17 protein-coding genes are annotated in these 17874 nt (G+C 38.7%); all 17 read right to left on the bottom strand.

Features of this window, described 5'->3' with window-relative positions:
- Positions 1-18 precede the first annotated feature (18 nt).
- On the bottom strand, positions 19-663 hold the full coding sequence (gene rpsP, locus IIC38_04795) for a 30S ribosomal protein S16 (protein ID MCH8125261.1): 645 nt from the start codon (positions 661-663) through the stop codon (positions 19-21).
- A gap of 31 nt (positions 664-694) precedes the next feature.
- On the bottom strand, positions 695-2026 hold the full coding sequence (ffh, locus tag IIC38_04790) for a signal recognition particle protein (protein ID MCH8125260.1): 1332 nt from the start codon (positions 2024-2026) through the stop codon (positions 695-697).
- Positions 2027-2170: 144 nt separating this feature from the next.
- Positions 2171-3682, bottom strand: coding sequence for a leucyl aminopeptidase (locus IIC38_04785; protein MCH8125259.1), 1512 nt, complete (start codon positions 3680-3682; stop codon positions 2171-2173).
- Positions 3683-3955: 273 nt separating this feature from the next.
- Positions 3956-5410 (bottom strand): NADH-quinone oxidoreductase subunit N, encoded by a 1455-nt coding sequence (locus IIC38_04780; protein MCH8125258.1) that lies wholly within the window; start codon positions 5408-5410, stop codon positions 3956-3958.
- A complete protein-coding gene (locus IIC38_04775) occupies positions 5411-6982 on the bottom strand; it encodes an NADH-quinone oxidoreductase subunit M (protein MCH8125257.1) in 1572 nt (523 codons plus the stop codon).
- A 9-nt stretch (positions 6983-6991) separates the two neighbouring features.
- A complete protein-coding gene (nuoL, locus tag IIC38_04770; GenBank protein MCH8125256.1) occupies positions 6992-8932 on the bottom strand; it encodes an NADH-quinone oxidoreductase subunit L in 1941 nt (646 codons plus the stop codon).
- A gap of 31 nt (positions 8933-8963) precedes the next feature.
- On the bottom strand, positions 8964-9266 hold the full coding sequence (nuoK, locus tag IIC38_04765) for an NADH-quinone oxidoreductase subunit NuoK (protein MCH8125255.1): 303 nt from the start codon (positions 9264-9266) through the stop codon (positions 8964-8966).
- A gap of 20 nt (positions 9267-9286) precedes the next feature.
- The gene (locus tag IIC38_04760; GenBank protein MCH8125254.1) at positions 9287-9808 is read right to left on the bottom strand and encodes an NADH-quinone oxidoreductase subunit J; all 522 of its coding nucleotides are present in this window, start codon (positions 9806-9808) and stop codon (positions 9287-9289) included.
- A gap of 6 nt (positions 9809-9814) precedes the next feature.
- A complete protein-coding gene (locus IIC38_04755; GenBank protein MCH8125253.1) occupies positions 9815-10324 on the bottom strand; it encodes an NADH-quinone oxidoreductase subunit I in 510 nt (169 codons plus the stop codon).
- Between the two features lie 8 nt (positions 10325-10332).
- Positions 10333-11388: an NADH-quinone oxidoreductase subunit NuoH gene (nuoH, locus tag IIC38_04750; GenBank protein ID MCH8125252.1), complete on the bottom strand. Its 1056-nt coding sequence runs from the start codon at positions 11386-11388 to the stop codon at positions 10333-10335.
- Positions 11385-12965: a molybdopterin-dependent oxidoreductase gene (locus IIC38_04745; GenBank protein ID MCH8125251.1), complete on the bottom strand. Its 1581-nt coding sequence runs from the start codon at positions 12963-12965 to the stop codon at positions 11385-11387. Before IIC38_04745 ends, nuoH begins: the two co-directional genes overlap by 4 nt.
- A complete protein-coding gene (nuoF, locus tag IIC38_04740) occupies positions 12952-14256 on the bottom strand; it encodes an NADH-quinone oxidoreductase subunit NuoF (protein ID MCH8125250.1) in 1305 nt (434 codons plus the stop codon). Before nuoF ends, IIC38_04745 begins: the two co-directional genes overlap by 14 nt.
- 18 nt (positions 14257-14274) lie before the next feature.
- Positions 14275-14769 carry an NAD(P)H-dependent oxidoreductase subunit E gene (locus IIC38_04735; protein MCH8125249.1) on the bottom strand — a complete coding sequence of 165 codons (495 nt, stop codon included), beginning with the start codon at positions 14767-14769 and terminating at the stop codon, positions 14275-14277.
- Positions 14770-14797: 28 nt separating this feature from the next.
- The gene (gene nuoD / locus IIC38_04730) at positions 14798-16054 is read right to left on the bottom strand and encodes an NADH dehydrogenase (quinone) subunit D (protein MCH8125248.1); all 1257 of its coding nucleotides are present in this window, start codon (positions 16052-16054) and stop codon (positions 14798-14800) included.
- Positions 16055-16064: 10 nt separating this feature from the next.
- Positions 16065-16580 (bottom strand): NADH-quinone oxidoreductase subunit C, encoded by a 516-nt coding sequence (locus IIC38_04725; protein ID MCH8125247.1) that lies wholly within the window; start codon positions 16578-16580, stop codon positions 16065-16067.
- Positions 16581-16594: 14 nt separating this feature from the next.
- Entirely contained in the window at positions 16595-17074 is a 480-nt protein-coding gene (locus IIC38_04720; GenBank protein MCH8125246.1) for an NADH-quinone oxidoreductase subunit B, read from the bottom strand.
- Complete coding sequence (ndhC, locus tag IIC38_04715) at positions 17065-17430, bottom strand: NADH-quinone oxidoreductase subunit A (protein MCH8125245.1); 366 nt, start codon at positions 17428-17430, stop codon at positions 17065-17067. The genes IIC38_04720 and ndhC overlap by 10 nt, the downstream gene beginning before the upstream one ends.
- Positions 17431-17874: the final 444 nt, after the last annotated feature.

Here is a 17874-nt window from a genome sequence, read left to right as displayed (position 1 = left end):
TGTCCTTGTTGGTAAAGCTTATCGAACTTCCTCTGGAGATTCTGATTCATTTTCCGATTTTGGTTCCGGTGTCTGCGCTTTAACATCCTCGACAGCGGGTTTTTCTTCTACTACCGCTTCAACCTCATCATTCACGTCTTCAGGTACTACCTTCTCTTCAACAGTCTTTTCTGCAACCTCAGCATCGACTTGGGCATCTACAGCAGCTACAGTTTCTTTTGCTTCTGCTTTTTTCTCTTCCTTTTTTTCTTGTTCCTCGATTTTAGCTTTTTGTTCTTCAGATTTTTTCGTTGCTTGTGATTTTTTCTCTTCCAGTTTAGCCTGGAGTTTTTTCTGTCTTTCTAATTTGATCACATCCCAAAGCTTCATTTTTTCATCCAACTCTTCTTCAGAAAGTTTTTTCCTGATCAAATCCCATTTATAAAGAATCCCTTCCCTCCGCAGCAAAGATTTAACCGTATCAGATGGAATTGCACCCACGCCCAACCAATAAAGTGCCCTTTCCTCATTGATCGAAACTTCCAAAGGCTCAGTCAAGGGATTATATGTTCCTAGTTTTTCGAGATATTTGCCATCCCGTGGAGATCTGGAGTCTATAGCTATAACTCTATAAAAAGGTCTCTTTTTCCTTCCCATTCTCATTAATCTCAACTTAACTGCCAAATCAATTCTCCTTCTTCTATTGCTTATTCATTTATGATAAGTTCAGAGGAAATGCTCCCTTGGGCAATCCTCTTTTCCCTAGTTTACTCATGCGTTTAAACATTTTCTGCATTTGTGTAAATTGATTAAGTAATCTATTTACCTCTTGCACGCTGGTTCCGCTTCCTCTCGCAATTCTTTTTCTTCTACTTCCATTTATAATTTGTGGCTTATACCTTTCCTGTCTCGTCATTGATTGAATAATAGCTTCAGTCTGGATTAAAGCAGAATCATCAATTTGATCAACCATTTTTGACATATTTAAACCCGGGATCATTTCCATAACTTGTTGCAAAGGTCCCATTTTCTTTACTTGCTGCATCTGATCAAGAAAATCTTCAAGCGTAAAATCAAAATGTTTTAACTTCTTCTCAAATTTTTTAGCTTTTTCATGATCAACTACATCTTGAGCTCTTTCTACTAAGGTTAATATATCACCCATGCCAAGAATACGCGACGCCATTCTATCAGGATGAAATCTTTCTAAAGCATCCAATTTTTCGCCGGAACTGATAAATTTTATAGGTTTACCTGTTACTGCCTTTATCGAAAGAGCCGCTCCACCCCGGGCATCACCATCCATTTTAGTAAGAACAACCCCATTATAATCAAGTTGGTTTTGGAATTCCAATGCCGAATTCACTGCATCCTGGCCTGTCATGCTATCTGCAACAAATAAAATTTCGTTTGGAGTAACCGTCTCTTTAATTTTTACCAATTCATCCATCATCTTTTGATCGATATGAAGTCGTCCCGCAGTATCTATAATGATAACATCCTTGTTGTTTTTACGAGCGAAAGGAACCGACTGCTTACATAATTCAATTGGGGTTCTACCCGCTTCAGAATATACAGGCACATTAATTTGATTGCCTAATGTTTGTAACTGTTGTACTGCTGCCGGACGGTAAATATCTGCTGCAACCATGAGTGGGAAATGGCCGTGTGAAGAATAATATTTAGCTAATTTTCCAACGAAGGTAGTTTTTCCAGACCCTTGCAACCCCACCACCATAAAAATCGTTGGTGGTATATTCGAAAAATGCAAATCTTCAAATGTTTGTCCCATTAAATGAGTCAATTCATCATTGACTATTTTAACAATCTGCTGTCCTGGTGTTACACTTTTTACAACTTCCTGACCAATGGCTTTTTCCTGAACCTTTTCAATGAATTTTTTGGCGACTTTAAAGTTTACATCAGCTTCCAACAACACTCTTCTAATATCACGAAGAGCATCTTTGATGTTCGTTTCCGAAAGCTTCCCTTGGCCTTTTATTTTGCGGAAAACATTGTTAAGTTTATTTGAAATCTCTTCAAACATACTACTTCCATGAAAACCTAGTAATAGCTATAAATCCCTTGAGAACAATTAGTTAAAACCTTTTTTATTTATCTATAAGCTCTCTAATGTAATAAAATCATAATTGCTTTGCAATGATTTCTAATATTTAAGGAATAGCCAATTTTATTTATTAGCTTTACTTTTTAATATCCACTCTACCAGCAATCTTATGCCAAACCCTGTCGATCCCTTTGGAGAAATAGGCAAATCTTTTGTGGACCAGGCAACGCCGGCAATATCTAAATGAACCCATTTGTACTTTTGTGTAAATTCCGCCAAAAAAGCAGCGGCAACCGAAGAACCGGCACCAGATTGGCCGATATTTTTTATGTCTGATACGTCACTTTTTATTTGATCTTTATAATCGTCATAGAGCGGCAATGGCCACACTTTTTCACCGGAAATTTTACCAGCTTCCTGAATCTCTTCAATAAGAGATTGATCATTTCCCATAAGGCCTGCAGCGGTAGGACCCAAAGCAACAACCACAGCGCCGGTTAAGGTGGCTAGATCTACAACTGCTGAGGGTTTGTAGCGCTCGGCATAGGTAAGAGCATCCGCAAGTATGAGTCTTCCTTCGGCATCTGTATTAAGTACTTCGATGGTTGTACCGGACATTGAAGTAAGAATATCACCCGGTTTAGTAGCGCTTCCACCTAGCAGATTTTCAACTGCAGGTATAATTCCAATAACATTTAACGGGATTTTCAGATCAGCGACTGCTCGCATGATCCCCAAAACATTGCCTCCACCAGACATGTCAAATTTCATTTCATCCATGCTTTTGCCTGGTTTTATGGAAATTCCCCCGCTGTCAAACGTGACCCCTTTACCGACAAATAATATGGGAGATTGTTTCTTTTTACCCTTTTGGTGTTCCAAAATGATCATTTTTGCCGGTTGGTTACTTCCTTTAGACACTCCTAATAAAGCACCCATTTTGAGGCGTTCCATCTCTTTTTCGGATAGAATGGTACATTTCAAATCAAATTCCTCAGCGAGAGATTCCGCTGTTTCCGCCAGCATTGTAGGTGTAACCACATTTCCAGGATGATTTCCTAAATCACGGGCAAAATTTACAGCTTTAGATATTGACATCCCTTTTTTAAAGCCATTTAAAACTTGATCTTTGACATTATTCGGAATTGAAATCAAATCGATATTTTTTAATTTGAGTTTTGACTCCTTATCTTTCGATTTTTTTTTGTATGCATCGAAACTATAGGCTCCCAACTCAATCCCCTCGACCACAGTTTGAGTAAAACGAGCCCAATCCTTATTCACTACACATTTTTCTCTTGTCCATATTGTTGCATGCTGAATTGGATAATTCTTTAATGTTTTAACAAGTTTTCCGAAAGCATCTCGAAGGATATCACAAGTATAATTTTCCTTTTCTCCTAATCCAAGGAGAATAATACGAGAGAGATTCTCTACTTGGCCTCTAGTTGAGACATTATAAATTTCATGTTTTTCCCCTTTGAAATCGCTCAACCCACCTGTTAGCATTTCGATTGAATCACTCATCTTTTTAGGTAAACCAAATGAAGTGATTTTTTCATTTTGTAAAACGGGTAAAATTAGAATATCAGTTTGAAGTTTATTAAATTTCGCTTCGGATATTTTGTAATTCATAACTAAATAATAAATACTTCCTAATTTTATTAACCTGCATTATTCATAAATTCTGCCGCCAAGACTCTAAGATACTAAAATTATCTAACTTAGAAGAACTACGATTAAAAACTGAGTTTCTTTCGATTTATATTATAAAACTTATTTCCTTCTTTTTTTTCAACTAACTTTTGGATTATGCCTCGAGCCTTTTTGGCAATGAATTGTTCAGGTTAATTAATTCATGCAAGAGAAAAACACTTATCCCCTTTTTTGAAATATATTGTCAAAAAATTATGGTAATACCAAAATTGATTCTTGAAAAAATTCAAATAATCCTGAAGGCATTATCCCCATTTGCAGCACAGCCAGCATTGCCAAAAGTATTGCAAACGAAAGGCCTAAACTCGCTTTAGGTACCTTAATTTCACGTTCAGCATCTCGCATATATAAATTAATAACCACTCGCAAATAATAATAGACAGAGATCACGGAATTCAAAACTCCGATTATAACCAGCCAAACATAGCCTGATTGAATGGCAGCGCTAAAGATATAAAATTTACCGACGAAACCACCCGTTGGCGGAATACCTGCCAAACTAAACATAAATATGGCCATTGCTAACGCGGCAAAAGGATGTCGGTATCCTAAGCCTCTGTAATCTTCAACATTTAGATTCTCTTGTTTATTGGAATAACCCATGTAGGAAATCACACCAAAAGCGCCTAAGTTCATGAATGTATAAACAAGGAGATAAAAAAGTACGCTTGATTGACCCGAATCGCTTCCTGCAATTACACCGATAAGCAAATATCCTGCATGAGCGATACTGGAATATGCTAACATTCTTTTGATATTATTTTGAGAAATGGCAACGATATTACCGACCGACATCGTTAGAACTGCCACGACCCATAAAATACTAATCCACTCCGAATCCGATAGTGGCAACCCGGCAATGATAATCCGTATCAAGGGTGCGATCGCAGCTCCTTTGGCCCCTGATGACATAAATGCAGTAACCGGTGTGGGCGCACCTTGGTAAACATCCGGAGTCCACATGTGAAAAGGTACAAACGCAGCTTTAAAGGAAAATCCGATCATTAACAGAATTACACCGGAAACCAAAAGAATACCGTTAAAGCCTTGAGTCTGAATATATGCTCCGATCTCAACCATATCCAAAGTGCCGGTAGCACCATAAACCAGCGCGATCCCATACAAAAAGAAACCTGTAGAAAATGCACCCAATAAAAAATATTTAAGGGAAGCTTCGACAGAATCCATTCGCATTTTGCGGATTCCTGTGAGAATATAAAGAGCGATAGACAATATTTCCAAACCCAAAAATACAACCAGCAAATTAGATGTGGAAACCATCATAATCATTCCGACGGTTGACAGCAGTAATAATCCGTAAAAATCTCCGTAATTCAAGTATTCATTTTCTACTTTATTCAGGGATAGAAGAATAGAAAGCAAGGCCCCAACGAGAAATACAATGGTAAATGCAAGTGAAAAATTATCTGCTATAACTGTTCCGTTAAAACCGGAAACATTTTTATCCCATAAATTGATAACTGCCCAAAGAGCTATGATGATTCCGGCTATTGCAATTATTGCCAGGGTTTCTCTTTTGATTTTGTTCAAAAACAGGGGAACTAACAAGAGGATACAGGCAAAAACCGTTAGCACAATTTGCGGATAAATAGAACTCATTTCAATATTTGGTGATGTGAATTCCATCTATTTTTCTCCGGGATCAGAAGAGGTTAATTCTATCAATTCTTTGGTAGCATTTATTTCAAGACTGGTGATTTTTTCTTTTCTTACCCGGGCTTCAGTAAGAACCTTATTAACTGTGGCCTCCGTTTTTTTGAGGAATGGCGAAGAGTAAATGCCGATCCAAAAACAAAGTATAGTAATCGGCACTAAAATAGTTATTTCACGCCAGTTTAGGTCTTTGAGCTTTTTATTTTCAGGGTTATCCAGCTTGCCAAAATTAACTCTTTGAAACATCCAAAGCATATAAACCGCAGCTAATATTACCCCACTTGTGGCAATAATTGCGAGAACCTTATTGACTTTAAATGTTCCAAGCAATATTAGAAATTCTCCAACAAAGCCATTTAGTCCGGGTAAACCAATCGAAGACATGGTAAAAATCATAAAAAAAGTGACAAATATTGGCATCTGTTTAGCCAGTCCGCCAAAATCGGAAATTAACCTTGTATGACGGCGTTCGTAAATCATTCCTACCAGCAAAAATAGGGCGCCGGTAGACAAACCATGATTGACCATTTGAATTATGCTTCCTTGCATTGCTTCGGTATTCATAGCAAAGACGCCAAGCATCACAAATCCAAGGTGGCTGACAGACGAATACGCAACCAGCTTTTTGATATCCGGCTGTACCATTGCGACAAGAGCGCCATATATAATACCGATAACGGCTAAAATTGAAAACAATCCAATGAATGATTCACTGGCATTGGGGAAAAAAGGCAGGCAAAAACGTAAAAATCCATAGGTTCCCATTTTAAGTAGTACTCCCGCAAGGATTACACTTCCTCCTGTTGGAGCCTCAACATGTGCATCAGGCAACCATGTATGAAAAGGAAACATCGGAACTTTAATCGCAAATGCCGTTGCAAAAGCCAGGAAGAACCATACCTGACTTTTGCTTGAAATAATAACTTCTTTTAAGTCCATATAGTCAAAACTATAGAATCCGAACTGTTTGGTGTGTAGAAAATAAAGAACTAGAATGGCAACCAGCATGAGAACTCCACCGAACATAGTAAAGATAAAGAATTTTATGGTTGCATAAATTCGCCTGCTACCACCCCAAACACCGATGATGAAATACATCGGGATTAACATTCCTTCCCAGAAAATATAAAACAGGAAAAGGTCAAGAGCACAAAAAGCGCCCAACATCCCTGTTTCCAACATGAGGAACATGATCATGTATTCTTTAACTCGTTTTTGAATAGATGTCCAGGAAGATAGAATTACAAGCGGAGTTAAGAAGGTTGTTAACAGTACCAAGAGAATACTGATTCCATCAATTCCCAAATGATAGGAAATACCAAGAGATTCAATCCAAACTGTCTTTTCCTCAAATTGAAAATTAGGGTTGGATGCATCAAAATTAATAAACAATGGAAGAGATATTAAAAATACAAGTGAGGTAAGTCCAAGAGTAAAATTTCGTATGAAATCGACCTTTTCCCGATCAATAAACAATAAAACAAAACCTCCTAACAGGGGCAGAAAAGTTACTATTGAAAGCAAATGATTGTTCAAGAATTCCATATTCAGAAATCAAAAAATGATGAAAAATAATATTACAACAACACCAAGAACAAATACCAAAGCATAATTCTGTACGAAGCCGGTTTGAATATTGCGTAAATATTTACTGGTTGTCCTAACTAAAAATCCGGTTCCATTAACAGCCCCATCCACTATTTTCACATCTACTACTTTCCATAATACTAAATCAGACAGTTTATGGATTGGCCGAACAATAAGAAAATCATATAGCTCATCCACATAGTATTTATTGAATACTGCCTTATAAATAAGACCCAATCTATTGGCAATGCTATCCGGGATATCCGTTTTTTTGACATATAAAAGATATGCAAAGCCAATACTTACAAAACTGATCAACAAAACGATGCCCATTAGTGTTTTTTCCATTTCATGGTTAGTTTCTGAAGCCGAATGGCTAAAAAATGCCTCTCTAATGTTGCTGCTTTGCTCGAAAACAGGATGCAGGAAATGCTCAAAATGATTACTTCCTCCAAGTAAAGCCGGTATCCCCACGTAACCACCAATAACCGCAAGTACCGCTAACAGAATTAAAGGAATCGTCATCACTTTTGGCGATTCATGAACGTGATGGGCTATTTCCTTATCTGCCCGGAGATTACCGAAAAATGTCATAAAGATCAATCTAAACATATAGAAAGTGGTAATGCCGGCAGCAATAGCACCGATTAGCCATAACCAATAACCTCCGTAGGGGCTTGAAAAAGCTTGCCACAAGATTTCGTCTTTACTAAAAAAACCGGAAAAGCCGGGAATCCCGGCTATTGCAAGGGTTGCAAGAAACATTGTCCAGAAAGTTATGGGCATATGTTTTTTTAATCCACCCATCATGCGCATGTCGGTATTATTGGACATGGCATGCATAACACTTCCAGCGCCAAGAAATAGAAGGGCTTTGAAAAATGCATGTGTCATGAGATGGAATATGCCAGCTGAAAACGCTCCAACTCCGACACCAAGTATCATATATCCCAATTGGCTTACGGTTGAATAAGCCAACACCCGCTTAATATCAAATTGAGTGATTCCTATGGTTGCGGCAAAAATAGCTGTTAATGCTCCAACAACCGCGACAACACCCATGGCTATAGGTGATAGTGTATAAATCACATTGGTACGGGCTATCATATATACGCCGGCTGTTACCATTGTAGCTGCATGGATCAAAGCGCTAACCGGTGTCGGACCAGCCATGGCATCGGGTAACCAGACATAAAGTGGAATTTGTGCAGATTTGCCAACCGCACCGACAAAAAGTAAAAGAGCAATTGCAGTCATAGTATCATTGCCAACCGAAAAATTACTGGCAGCCTGAGAAAATACTTCTGTAAAATCCAGTGTACCGAACGTTACAAATATTAGAAATACAGCCAACAAGAAACCGAAATCGCCAATTCTATTTACGACAAAAGCCTTGCGACCGGCATATGCATAATCTTTATTTTCATACCAGAATCCAATTAACAAATAAGAACAGAGACCTACTCCTTCCCAACCGACAAACATTAACAGAAAATTATTTGCCATAATCAGTAGAAGCATGGAAAAGACAAATAGATTCAGGTAGGTAAAGTATCGTGCGATTCCTTTATCGCCATGCATATAGCCTATTGAATAAACATGAATGATCGTGGAGACACCCGTAACCACTAAAAGCATGACCATAGACAAAGGATCGATCTGAAATCCGACTTTTACGGAAAAAGAGCCGGCGGCGATCCAGGTAAACAAATCATATTCAAAAATGCGTGATTGTTCAGGAAGATCCAACAAACCTGAAAAAAGTGATAACGAGACTAAAAAGGAAAGTCCAATAGCTGAGCTTCCGACGATGCCAACTGTTTTCTCATTAAATTTTGTACCAAAAAAACCATTAATAATAACGCCAATTAGAGGGAATAGAGGAACTAACCATACATATTCAAGCATCAAATCTCCTGACGAACGCAATCATTATCTTTTATCCACGCAAAAGATTAATTTCATCAACATTAATCGTGCCTTTAAGCCGGAATAACGAAATAATTATAGCAAGCCCAACGGCAACCTCTGCTGCTGCGACAGTCATAATAAAAAATACAAAGATTTGACCATCTACGGAGTTAAGTTGACGCGCCAATGCTACAAATGTTAAATTTACCGCATTTAACATTAATTCAATACTCATAAAAATGACGAGAGCATTTCTTCGCATAAGTACACCTAGTACACCAATGGCGAAAAGCACAGCTGCTACAATTAGAAAATACTCGACAGGTATCATTGATTTAATATTCCTTTCACTTATTCTTCTTTTGGAAGGTGTTTGCTGCCTAATACAATTGCACCAACTATTCCTATCAGTAAAAGTATGGACGCTGCTTCAAAAGGAAATAAATAATCCGTAAAAAGTTTACCACCTAAAACTTCCACACTTCCCAACTCGTTAATTTTCTCCGGTGGAAAATTGCCAATTTTACCCGTAACGGATCCTTTATAGATAATCAAAAAGATTTGGGACAAGAATAAAACAGATAATACTGAACCAAACAAAACCTGGAATGGTTTGCCAATGGGCATTCGGGCTTCCTGGCGTAAATTCAGCAACATAATCACGAAAAGAAAAAGCACCATAATTGCTCCGGCATAAACAATAATATGAACAATGGCCAGGAATTGAGCTTCTAACAGAAAATAAAATCCTGCAATGCCAAAAAAAGTGATGATCAAAAATAAGGCACTGTAAACCGGATTCTTATGCAAAATCATAACAATGGCCGATGCTATTACAATCACAGAAAAAAAGAAAAAGAAAAACGATATCATTGCTTATTAAAATCCTGTTTCTTCTTTAGAACGATCAAAATATTTTCCATCTGCTGTTAAGTCATAATTCTTAAGCAATCTCTCTTTATCCCAGATCAGTTCCTCACGCGTGTAGGCGGAGAAATCATAAATTTCGGTGAGTTGAATGGCATCCTCCGGACAGGCTTCTTCACACATTCCGCACAGGATACATCGAAGCATATCAATTTCAAATCGAACCGGATATTTTTCCCTGTCATCCCATGGCGCAACACCAGCTGTCATCGAAATACATTTTGCAGGACATGCTGTTGAACACATTTCGCAACTGACACATTTGACTCTACCCTGCTCATCCCTGTTAAGACGAATGGCGCCCCGATGACCAGGTGCTGGAATCCATTTTTCTTCAGGATATTGAATGGTATACTTTTTCTTGAACATATGTCTCAACGTAATGAACATACCTTTCACAATTGCAGGAAAATAAAATTTATCCGTCCATTTTGGTTTGTAAGCTACTTTGATAATTGCCATAAAACCTCTTAATACAATAAACTGATAATGATGCCTGTTACAACAACATTCGCCAGGGCAATCGGAAGAAGTACCTTCCACCCTAAGCGCATTAATTGATCGAATCTGAATCGGGGAATAGTCCAGCGAATCCAAATAAAAAAGAAGAGGAAAAAACCGGTTTTTGCTGCAAAAGCTACCAACGAAAGCACTACTCCCCATAATCCCATTTGGCTTTCATCCACATAAGGAAAATCCCAACCGCCAAAATACAGTGTACTGATCAAAGCAGAAGCCGTAATCATTGCAATATATTCTCCCATGAAAAACATGGAAAATTTCATACTGCTATATTCTGTATGATAACCCGCGACCAATTCGGGTTCTGCTTCTGACAAATCGAAAGGCAAACGATTGGTCTCCGCAAAAATTGAAATCAAGAATATGATAAATCCAACAGGCTGTAAAAAAATATTCCAATTAGGCAGTATACCAAACAATAATTGTGATTGCTGCTTAACCATTTCATCCAAACGTAATGTTCCGGCTATCATCAGGACTCCGATTAAGGCGAGTCCCATGGAAAGCTCATAGCTGATCACCTGGGCAGAAGAACGAATAGCACCGAATAAAGGGTATTTGCTATTGGATGCCCAGCCACCGAGAATTAAACCATACACACTCAACGAGACCAACGCAAAAATATAAAGCAATCCTACATTTAGATTTGCTATTTGCAAATTGACTTCTCTGCCAAACGCAGAAAAACTGTGACCAAACGGGATTACTGCAAATGTCAGAATCGATGGGATCAAAACCATCATTGGGGCAATAACGTAAATCACTTTTTCTACGTGGTTTGGGATTATATCTTCCTTGAAAATAAACTTAATCCCATCTGCAACCGGTTGCAGTAAACCGCCTGGTCCAACCCGGTTTGGACCAATCCTGTCTTGCATATAGGCGCTAATTTTTCGTTCGGCCAGGATTAAAACCAAAACCAGATTAACGTTGATGAACACAACAAGCACAATTTTGGCGATCATAATAACTAAATCGATCAAGGCAAGACCCGTTTCTGTCATGCAGTCGCCTTTTCCAGTTTCATCCCATAATCACCCAATTTAAAGAAGGAAACATCTTTTAAAGCCTCTACCTCTTGCACCATATCATTGATGACATCGCCAATGGTTACCATGGTACTATTCTCATTAAACATTTTATAGAGGTCTAATAAAACTTGCCAACCTTGGTGAGTATCACCGGACGGCTTAATAGCAGCCTGGATTTTTTGCATCTGTCCCTTGGCATTTATGTAAGAACCGGATTGCTCTGCAAAATAGGTTGAAGGAAGCACAACATCCGCTGCCATTGTTAAATCACTAACAGCTACATCCTGTATAACCAGAAAATCCAACTTTTTAAGCAAATCTTTCTGCTTATCGGATAGCTTCAAATCTATATCACCATTAAGAAAATAGAGAACTTCGATTTTGCCGTTTTTAATTTCATTCCAAAAATCAGACTTTTCGCCTAATATCAACTTTGCTCCGCGGTAATTCGGACTTTTATCCGCATAAATGGTAAACCCTGATTTATAAATGATGTCTTCGCCCTGTGGTTGACTATTATATACAAAGAAATTTTTGCATCCTAATTCTTCATGAAAAACTTTGCGAAGCAGGTAGTTCTCTTCATTGGTGGCAAATGCCGATCCAACAATGGCGATCTTAGAAGTTTCCTTTGATCTCTTAAGTAGTACTAAACGGTCATGAATAATCGATAATGCTTCTTCCCAACTCGTATTATTTAATTTATTTCTGGCTTTCTTCATCGGATAGGAGATGCGATCCAGGTCTTCGAATCGATGATAAATATAACGGCCGTCATCACAAATCCAATGTTCGTTTACTTCCATGTTCTGTCTCGATTGTATGCGATAGATCTTTTCTTCTTTATGCTGAATATCTATGTTACAACCGGCGCTGCAACCCGGGCATACACTTTTTGTCGATGTTAAATTCCATACTCTTGAGTTGAATAGAAAGTCTTTATCAATCAAACAGCCCACAGGACAAATCTCAACGATATTCCCTGTCATTTTATGAGTTAAACCTCTTCCTGGAAAAATCGAGATATCCGTTTCATAGCCTCTGTGTTCAATGGTTAGATATGGGTCTCCCACTATATCCTCGAAGAATCTAACACAACGAGTACACATCACACACCTGTTGCGATATAAAAGAATATTTCCACCTAAATCCTTTGTAGGCCGAACCCGTTTTTCTTCAACCATACGGCTATGCGAAGAGCCATATTTAAAGGTGTAATCCTGCAGATCGCACTCACCGGCTTTATCGCAAATAGGGCAGTCAAGCGGATGGTTGATTAAGAAAAACTCCAGCATGCTCTCAATCGCTTCTTTTACCGTATCTGTGTCGGTTTTTACATCCATGCCATCCTGGACTGTAGTTGCACAAGAAGGGATTAATTTGGGCGCATTGTTCAGTTCAACAAGACACAGCCGACAGCTTCCCACTACTGTTAATGATTGATGGTAGCAATAATGGGGTATTTCTATTCCATTTTCAAGCGCGGCCTGAAGAATATTTTTCCCAGGCTCAGTTGTAATTTCTTTATCGTTTAATTTAAATGTGGGCATCTACAACCTTTATACTTTTGTCTTTTTTAACCGGACACTTACCTCGTCGTACGTGTTCTTCAAATTCCCCCCGGAACTTATTGATAAAGCTGTTTGCAGGCATAGCAGCGGCGTCACCCAAGGGACATATTGTACGAAAATTGATTTTGTCTGCAATGTCATCCAACAGATCCATATCTTCCATTCGACCTTCACCTCTCTCGATCCGCTGTAAGATTTTTACCAACCAGGTTGTACCTTCACGGCAAGGAGTACATTGGCCGCAGGATTCATGTGCATAAAATCTTTCAATATTGAGTAAAGCATCTACCATACAGGTAGTTTCATCCATTACAATGACTCCAGTAGAGCCCAGCATGGACCCTATCTCAGCCATAGAATCAAAGTCCATACTAACATCAATTTCATCGGCTGTTATCACCGGAACCGAAGATCCCCCCGGAATAACTGCTTTTAATTTGTGCCCATTTCGCATACCGCCACAATCTTCATAAATTAATTCCTTGAGGTTCTTCCCCATGGGAAACTCATACAACCCGGGTTTTTTCACATGGCCGGACACACAATATAATTTAGGTCCGGAATTTTTTTCATTAGGACCTATGCTTGAAAACCACTCTATACCATGGTTGAATATCAAAGGTAGGTTTACCAATGTTTCAACATTATTAACAATAGTAGGACATTTAAAAGCGCCTTCAATAGCAGGGAACGGCGGTTTCAATCTTGGCCATCCGCGCTTGCCTTCTAGTGATTCTAATAAGCCTGTTTCTTCACCGCATATATAGGCGCCTGCGCCACGATGATTAACAATTTTTAAATCGTAACCACTGCCAAAAATATTGGTACCTAAAATTCCCTTTTCTTCAGCTTCTTTTACAGCTTGCTCAAAAACATTTGAACCATAAACAAATTCACCCCGGATGTAATTGTATGCAATATTCGATTGAATAGCATATGCAGCGATAGCTATTCCTTCGATGAGCATATGAGGTTCTTTTTCAATGAGATAACGATCCTTAAAGGTACCGGGCTCAGATTCATCAGCGTTACAGACAAGATATTTAGGCTTGTCAGAATCTTTTGGCACAAAGCTCCATTTTACTCCTGTCGGAAAACCAGCGCCGCCCCGGCCACGTAAACCTGATTTCTTAACGAACTCGATGACCTCATCAGGCGATTTTTCCTTAACAATAGACTCGAAAGCCTTGTAGCCGCCATTGCTTAAATAAAAGTCAATCTTAATTGAATCAGGTTCATCTTTGTTTTGAAGAAAATAATGTTCAGCCATTCGTATACTATTTGATTCCTATTTCAAACTATCAAGAATTTCATCAATTCTTTCAATGGTCAGGTTCTCGTAATAATCATCGTTAATTTGCATCATCGGGGCAGTGTCGCAAGAACCCAGACATTCAACTTTCTTAAGAGTAAAACGCTTATCCTTTGTTGTTTCACTCACTTTGATTTTCAATTTTTTTGCAATGTGATCCACAACCGATGTGGCACCCATTATTTCACAGGATAATGTTGCGCAAACTTGAATCACATGCCGCCCTTCTTCTTCCCGCGGGTAAAGTGTATAAAAAGAAACTACGGTTGCAACATTTATTGGGCTCACATCCAGCAAGCTTGCAACATATTCCATCACTTCCGGTGTGATTGTTTTAAATTCTTTTTTTGCCAGATGCAGGACGGGAAGCATTGCGGCTTCCTTATTGGGATAATTGCCGAGGATTCTTTCTACTTCAACTTTACCTTCTTGAGAAAATTGTATCTTATCCGTTGCCGTTTCAACACTCATTCTAAATCCAGGGAAAATAAAAGATAAATCATCGATCTAACTCACCGGCAATGAGGTTCAAACTACTCAAAACCGCCACCAAATCCGACAACATATATCCTTCCACCAAACTGGGAAGAATCTGGTAATGATAAAAAGAGGGTGGGCGAACACGGAATCTGTAAGGTCCGCGGCCTTTGTTGCTGATCACGAAAAATCCCAGCTCACCGTTGGGTGATTCGGTGGCAACATACGATTCACCAACCGGGGCTAGTGCTCCTCTATTTTCCATTATAATTTCAAATTGATGGATCAAACCTTCAATAGAGCCATACACTTCATCTTTAGAAGGAAGGGTAACTTTGCTGTTGGAATCAACGTTCATTTCTCCCTCTGGTAAGTTTTCTACCGCTTGCTGGATAATTCGAACAGCTTGTTTCATCTCTTCCATTCGAACAAGATAGCGATCATAAACATCTCCGCTTTCTCCTACCGGTATGTCAAAATCAAAATCTTCATAAGAAGAATAGGGTTGCGTTATTCGAATGTCGAGCGGGATGCCGCTAGCCCTGAGACATGGACCCGTGATCGCATATTTTATAGCGTCTTCTTTGGTAATGACGCCAACATCTTTGGTTCGATTCAACCAGATTTGATTATGCGAAAGCAGATTATCTACATCTTCCAGGGTGTTTGGCAAACCTGTAAGGAATTTTTGCAGATTAGTAAAGAATTCTTCCGGAATATCCCGATCAACTGCAAATCCACCCAGTCTTACATAACTGATGGTCAATCGGGTCCCCGTAATCAATTCAAATAAATTGTAAATATTTTCCCGTTCCCTGAACAGGTAAAGCAGAGCTGTGAATGCACCCAAATCCATGGCCTGGGTCGCAATGTTCAACAGATGGTCCATGATCCTTGAAAGCTCGGCAAGAATGACACGAAAATATTGTGCGCGTTTTGGAATTTCAAGTTCGAACAACTCTTCAATTGCTAAAATATAAGCAAAATTATTGTTCATCGGAGAAAGATAATTCATCCGATCCGTAATCGTTACAACCTGGTTGTAAGATCTATATTCACCCAATTTTTCAAAACCGTGATGAAGAAAGCCAAGGTCAGGTGTACATTTGACAACAATTTCTCCTTCTAATTCAAGTATTAAACGCAGGGTGCCATGGGTCGCCGGATGTGAGGGCCCAAAGTTAAGAAGCATTCGGCTGTCTTTCGCGTCATAAAGGAAGTCATCGACAACCGGTTCAGCCTGATGAATTTGTTCTTCGATTTCTTTCGTTTCTGCCATTGGTTTTTATTTAATCCAAACCAGTCATTCGTTCAACTTTTTTAAAGTTTTCACGGAATCCAATTCCTTCACAAGGGAACTCTTTACGTAGAGGAAACCCTTCAAAATCATCAGGATTTAAAATTCTTCTCATATCCGGATGATTATTAAACTTAATTCCATACATATCATAGACTTCACGTTCCGCCCACTCGGCTGAAAGCCACAATGGGCTAACCGTATCCACAGTCAAATCACTCTCAGAGATATATGTTTTAATTCGAAGGCGATGATTGTGTTGTGAGGAATACAATTGGTACACCACGCAAAAGCGTTCGATTCCGCCCATCTCCAAATAATCCACGCCGCAAACATCCATAAGGTAATCAAATTGGGTCACGGGATCGTCTCGTAGGCATTCCAGGATTTCCAATAAATGTTCTTTGCGCACAGAAACAGAAGCCTGGTTGAACTGGTTACTAGTTTCTAAAACGGAGGAGCTAAATTTGGATTTTACAAAATCTATCAGTTCTTGATTGCCGGCCACTACTATTCTCTGGTTCACTTATATTTTTTTGAGGATTCTTTTTCAATCATTGCTTGAATTTTCATCACGGCATCAATCACTGTCTCGGGACGAGGTGGACATCCGGGAACGTAAACATCTACAGGAATAAAATTATCCACTCCCTGTATGGTTGAATAGGTATCGAACACGCCACCGGTCGATGCACAAGCACCCATGGAAATGACCCATTTCGGCTCCGGCATTTGTTGGAAAATTCTCTGTAATACGGGCATCATTTTAATGCTAATTCTGCCGGCAACGATCATCAAATCAGATTGTCTCGGGGAAAAGCGAATCGCTTCCGCGCCAAACCGGGCTAAATCATATTTCGGACCCAGGACGGCCATTAACTCAATTCCACAACATGCGGTTCCAAATGGCATTGGCCATAAAGAATTTTTACGCCCCCAATTGATAAATTTATCAAGCTGGGTGGTGAAAATGTTATCGCCCAATTTGCTTTCTAGTCCCATTCGAACGCTCCCTTCTTCCATGCATAAACATATCCTACCAGCAACAATGCTACAAAAACCAACATCTCGAATAAAATAAAATTCCCAAGAGAAAGGAAATCTTTATATACTATCGCCCAGGGATAGAAAAAAATGATTTCGATGTCGAAAATAACAAACAACATGGCAATGATATAAAACCGAATTGAAAACCGTTGATGCGCCTCACCAAATGGTTCCATGCCTGATTCATAGGGGCTAAGTTTAACTGCTTCCGGACGCCGGGGACCTAAAAGAGAGCTTAAAATTAAGATAACAGCTGCAAGTCCTACAGCAACTATGATCATAAAAACAATGGGTAATAACTCGCTTACCATAACTTAGCGTTCCATAATTATCAATGGGTAATCCATTCAATAAAAAACAGAAATGAATGTAATAGCAGCCCCTGTTTAATGCCATTTATTTCATCAATTCTAAAAGACCAATTAAATTTATTTTCTGTGACATTTTCTTAATAATATTTTTTTGAAGGTCTTTACAAAACTACAAGATAATGTCCCGTCAGGGACAATATATTTATAGCAAATGAATTTGATCTATGCAGGATATGAAAAACACAGCCAAAGTTTAGAGCTATTTTTGTTTTTCTCCAAACTGGTTAGTTTTAGAACCAAGTATTCATATGCACATATATTATTTAAACCTGGACAATTCATAGCCACCAAGTTATTCGGTTAAAAGTCAATTTTTTATCGATTGAATTTTATTAGAAAAAAATGACAATGTTCTTTGAAAAAAACAAGAAGATGTGCGATATT

Source organism: candidate division KSB1 bacterium (assembly GCA_022566355.1).
GTDB lineage: Bacteria > Zhuqueibacterota > JdFR-76 > JdFR-76 > DREG01 > JADFJB01.
This window is presented reverse-complemented; position numbering and strand designations above follow the sequence as displayed.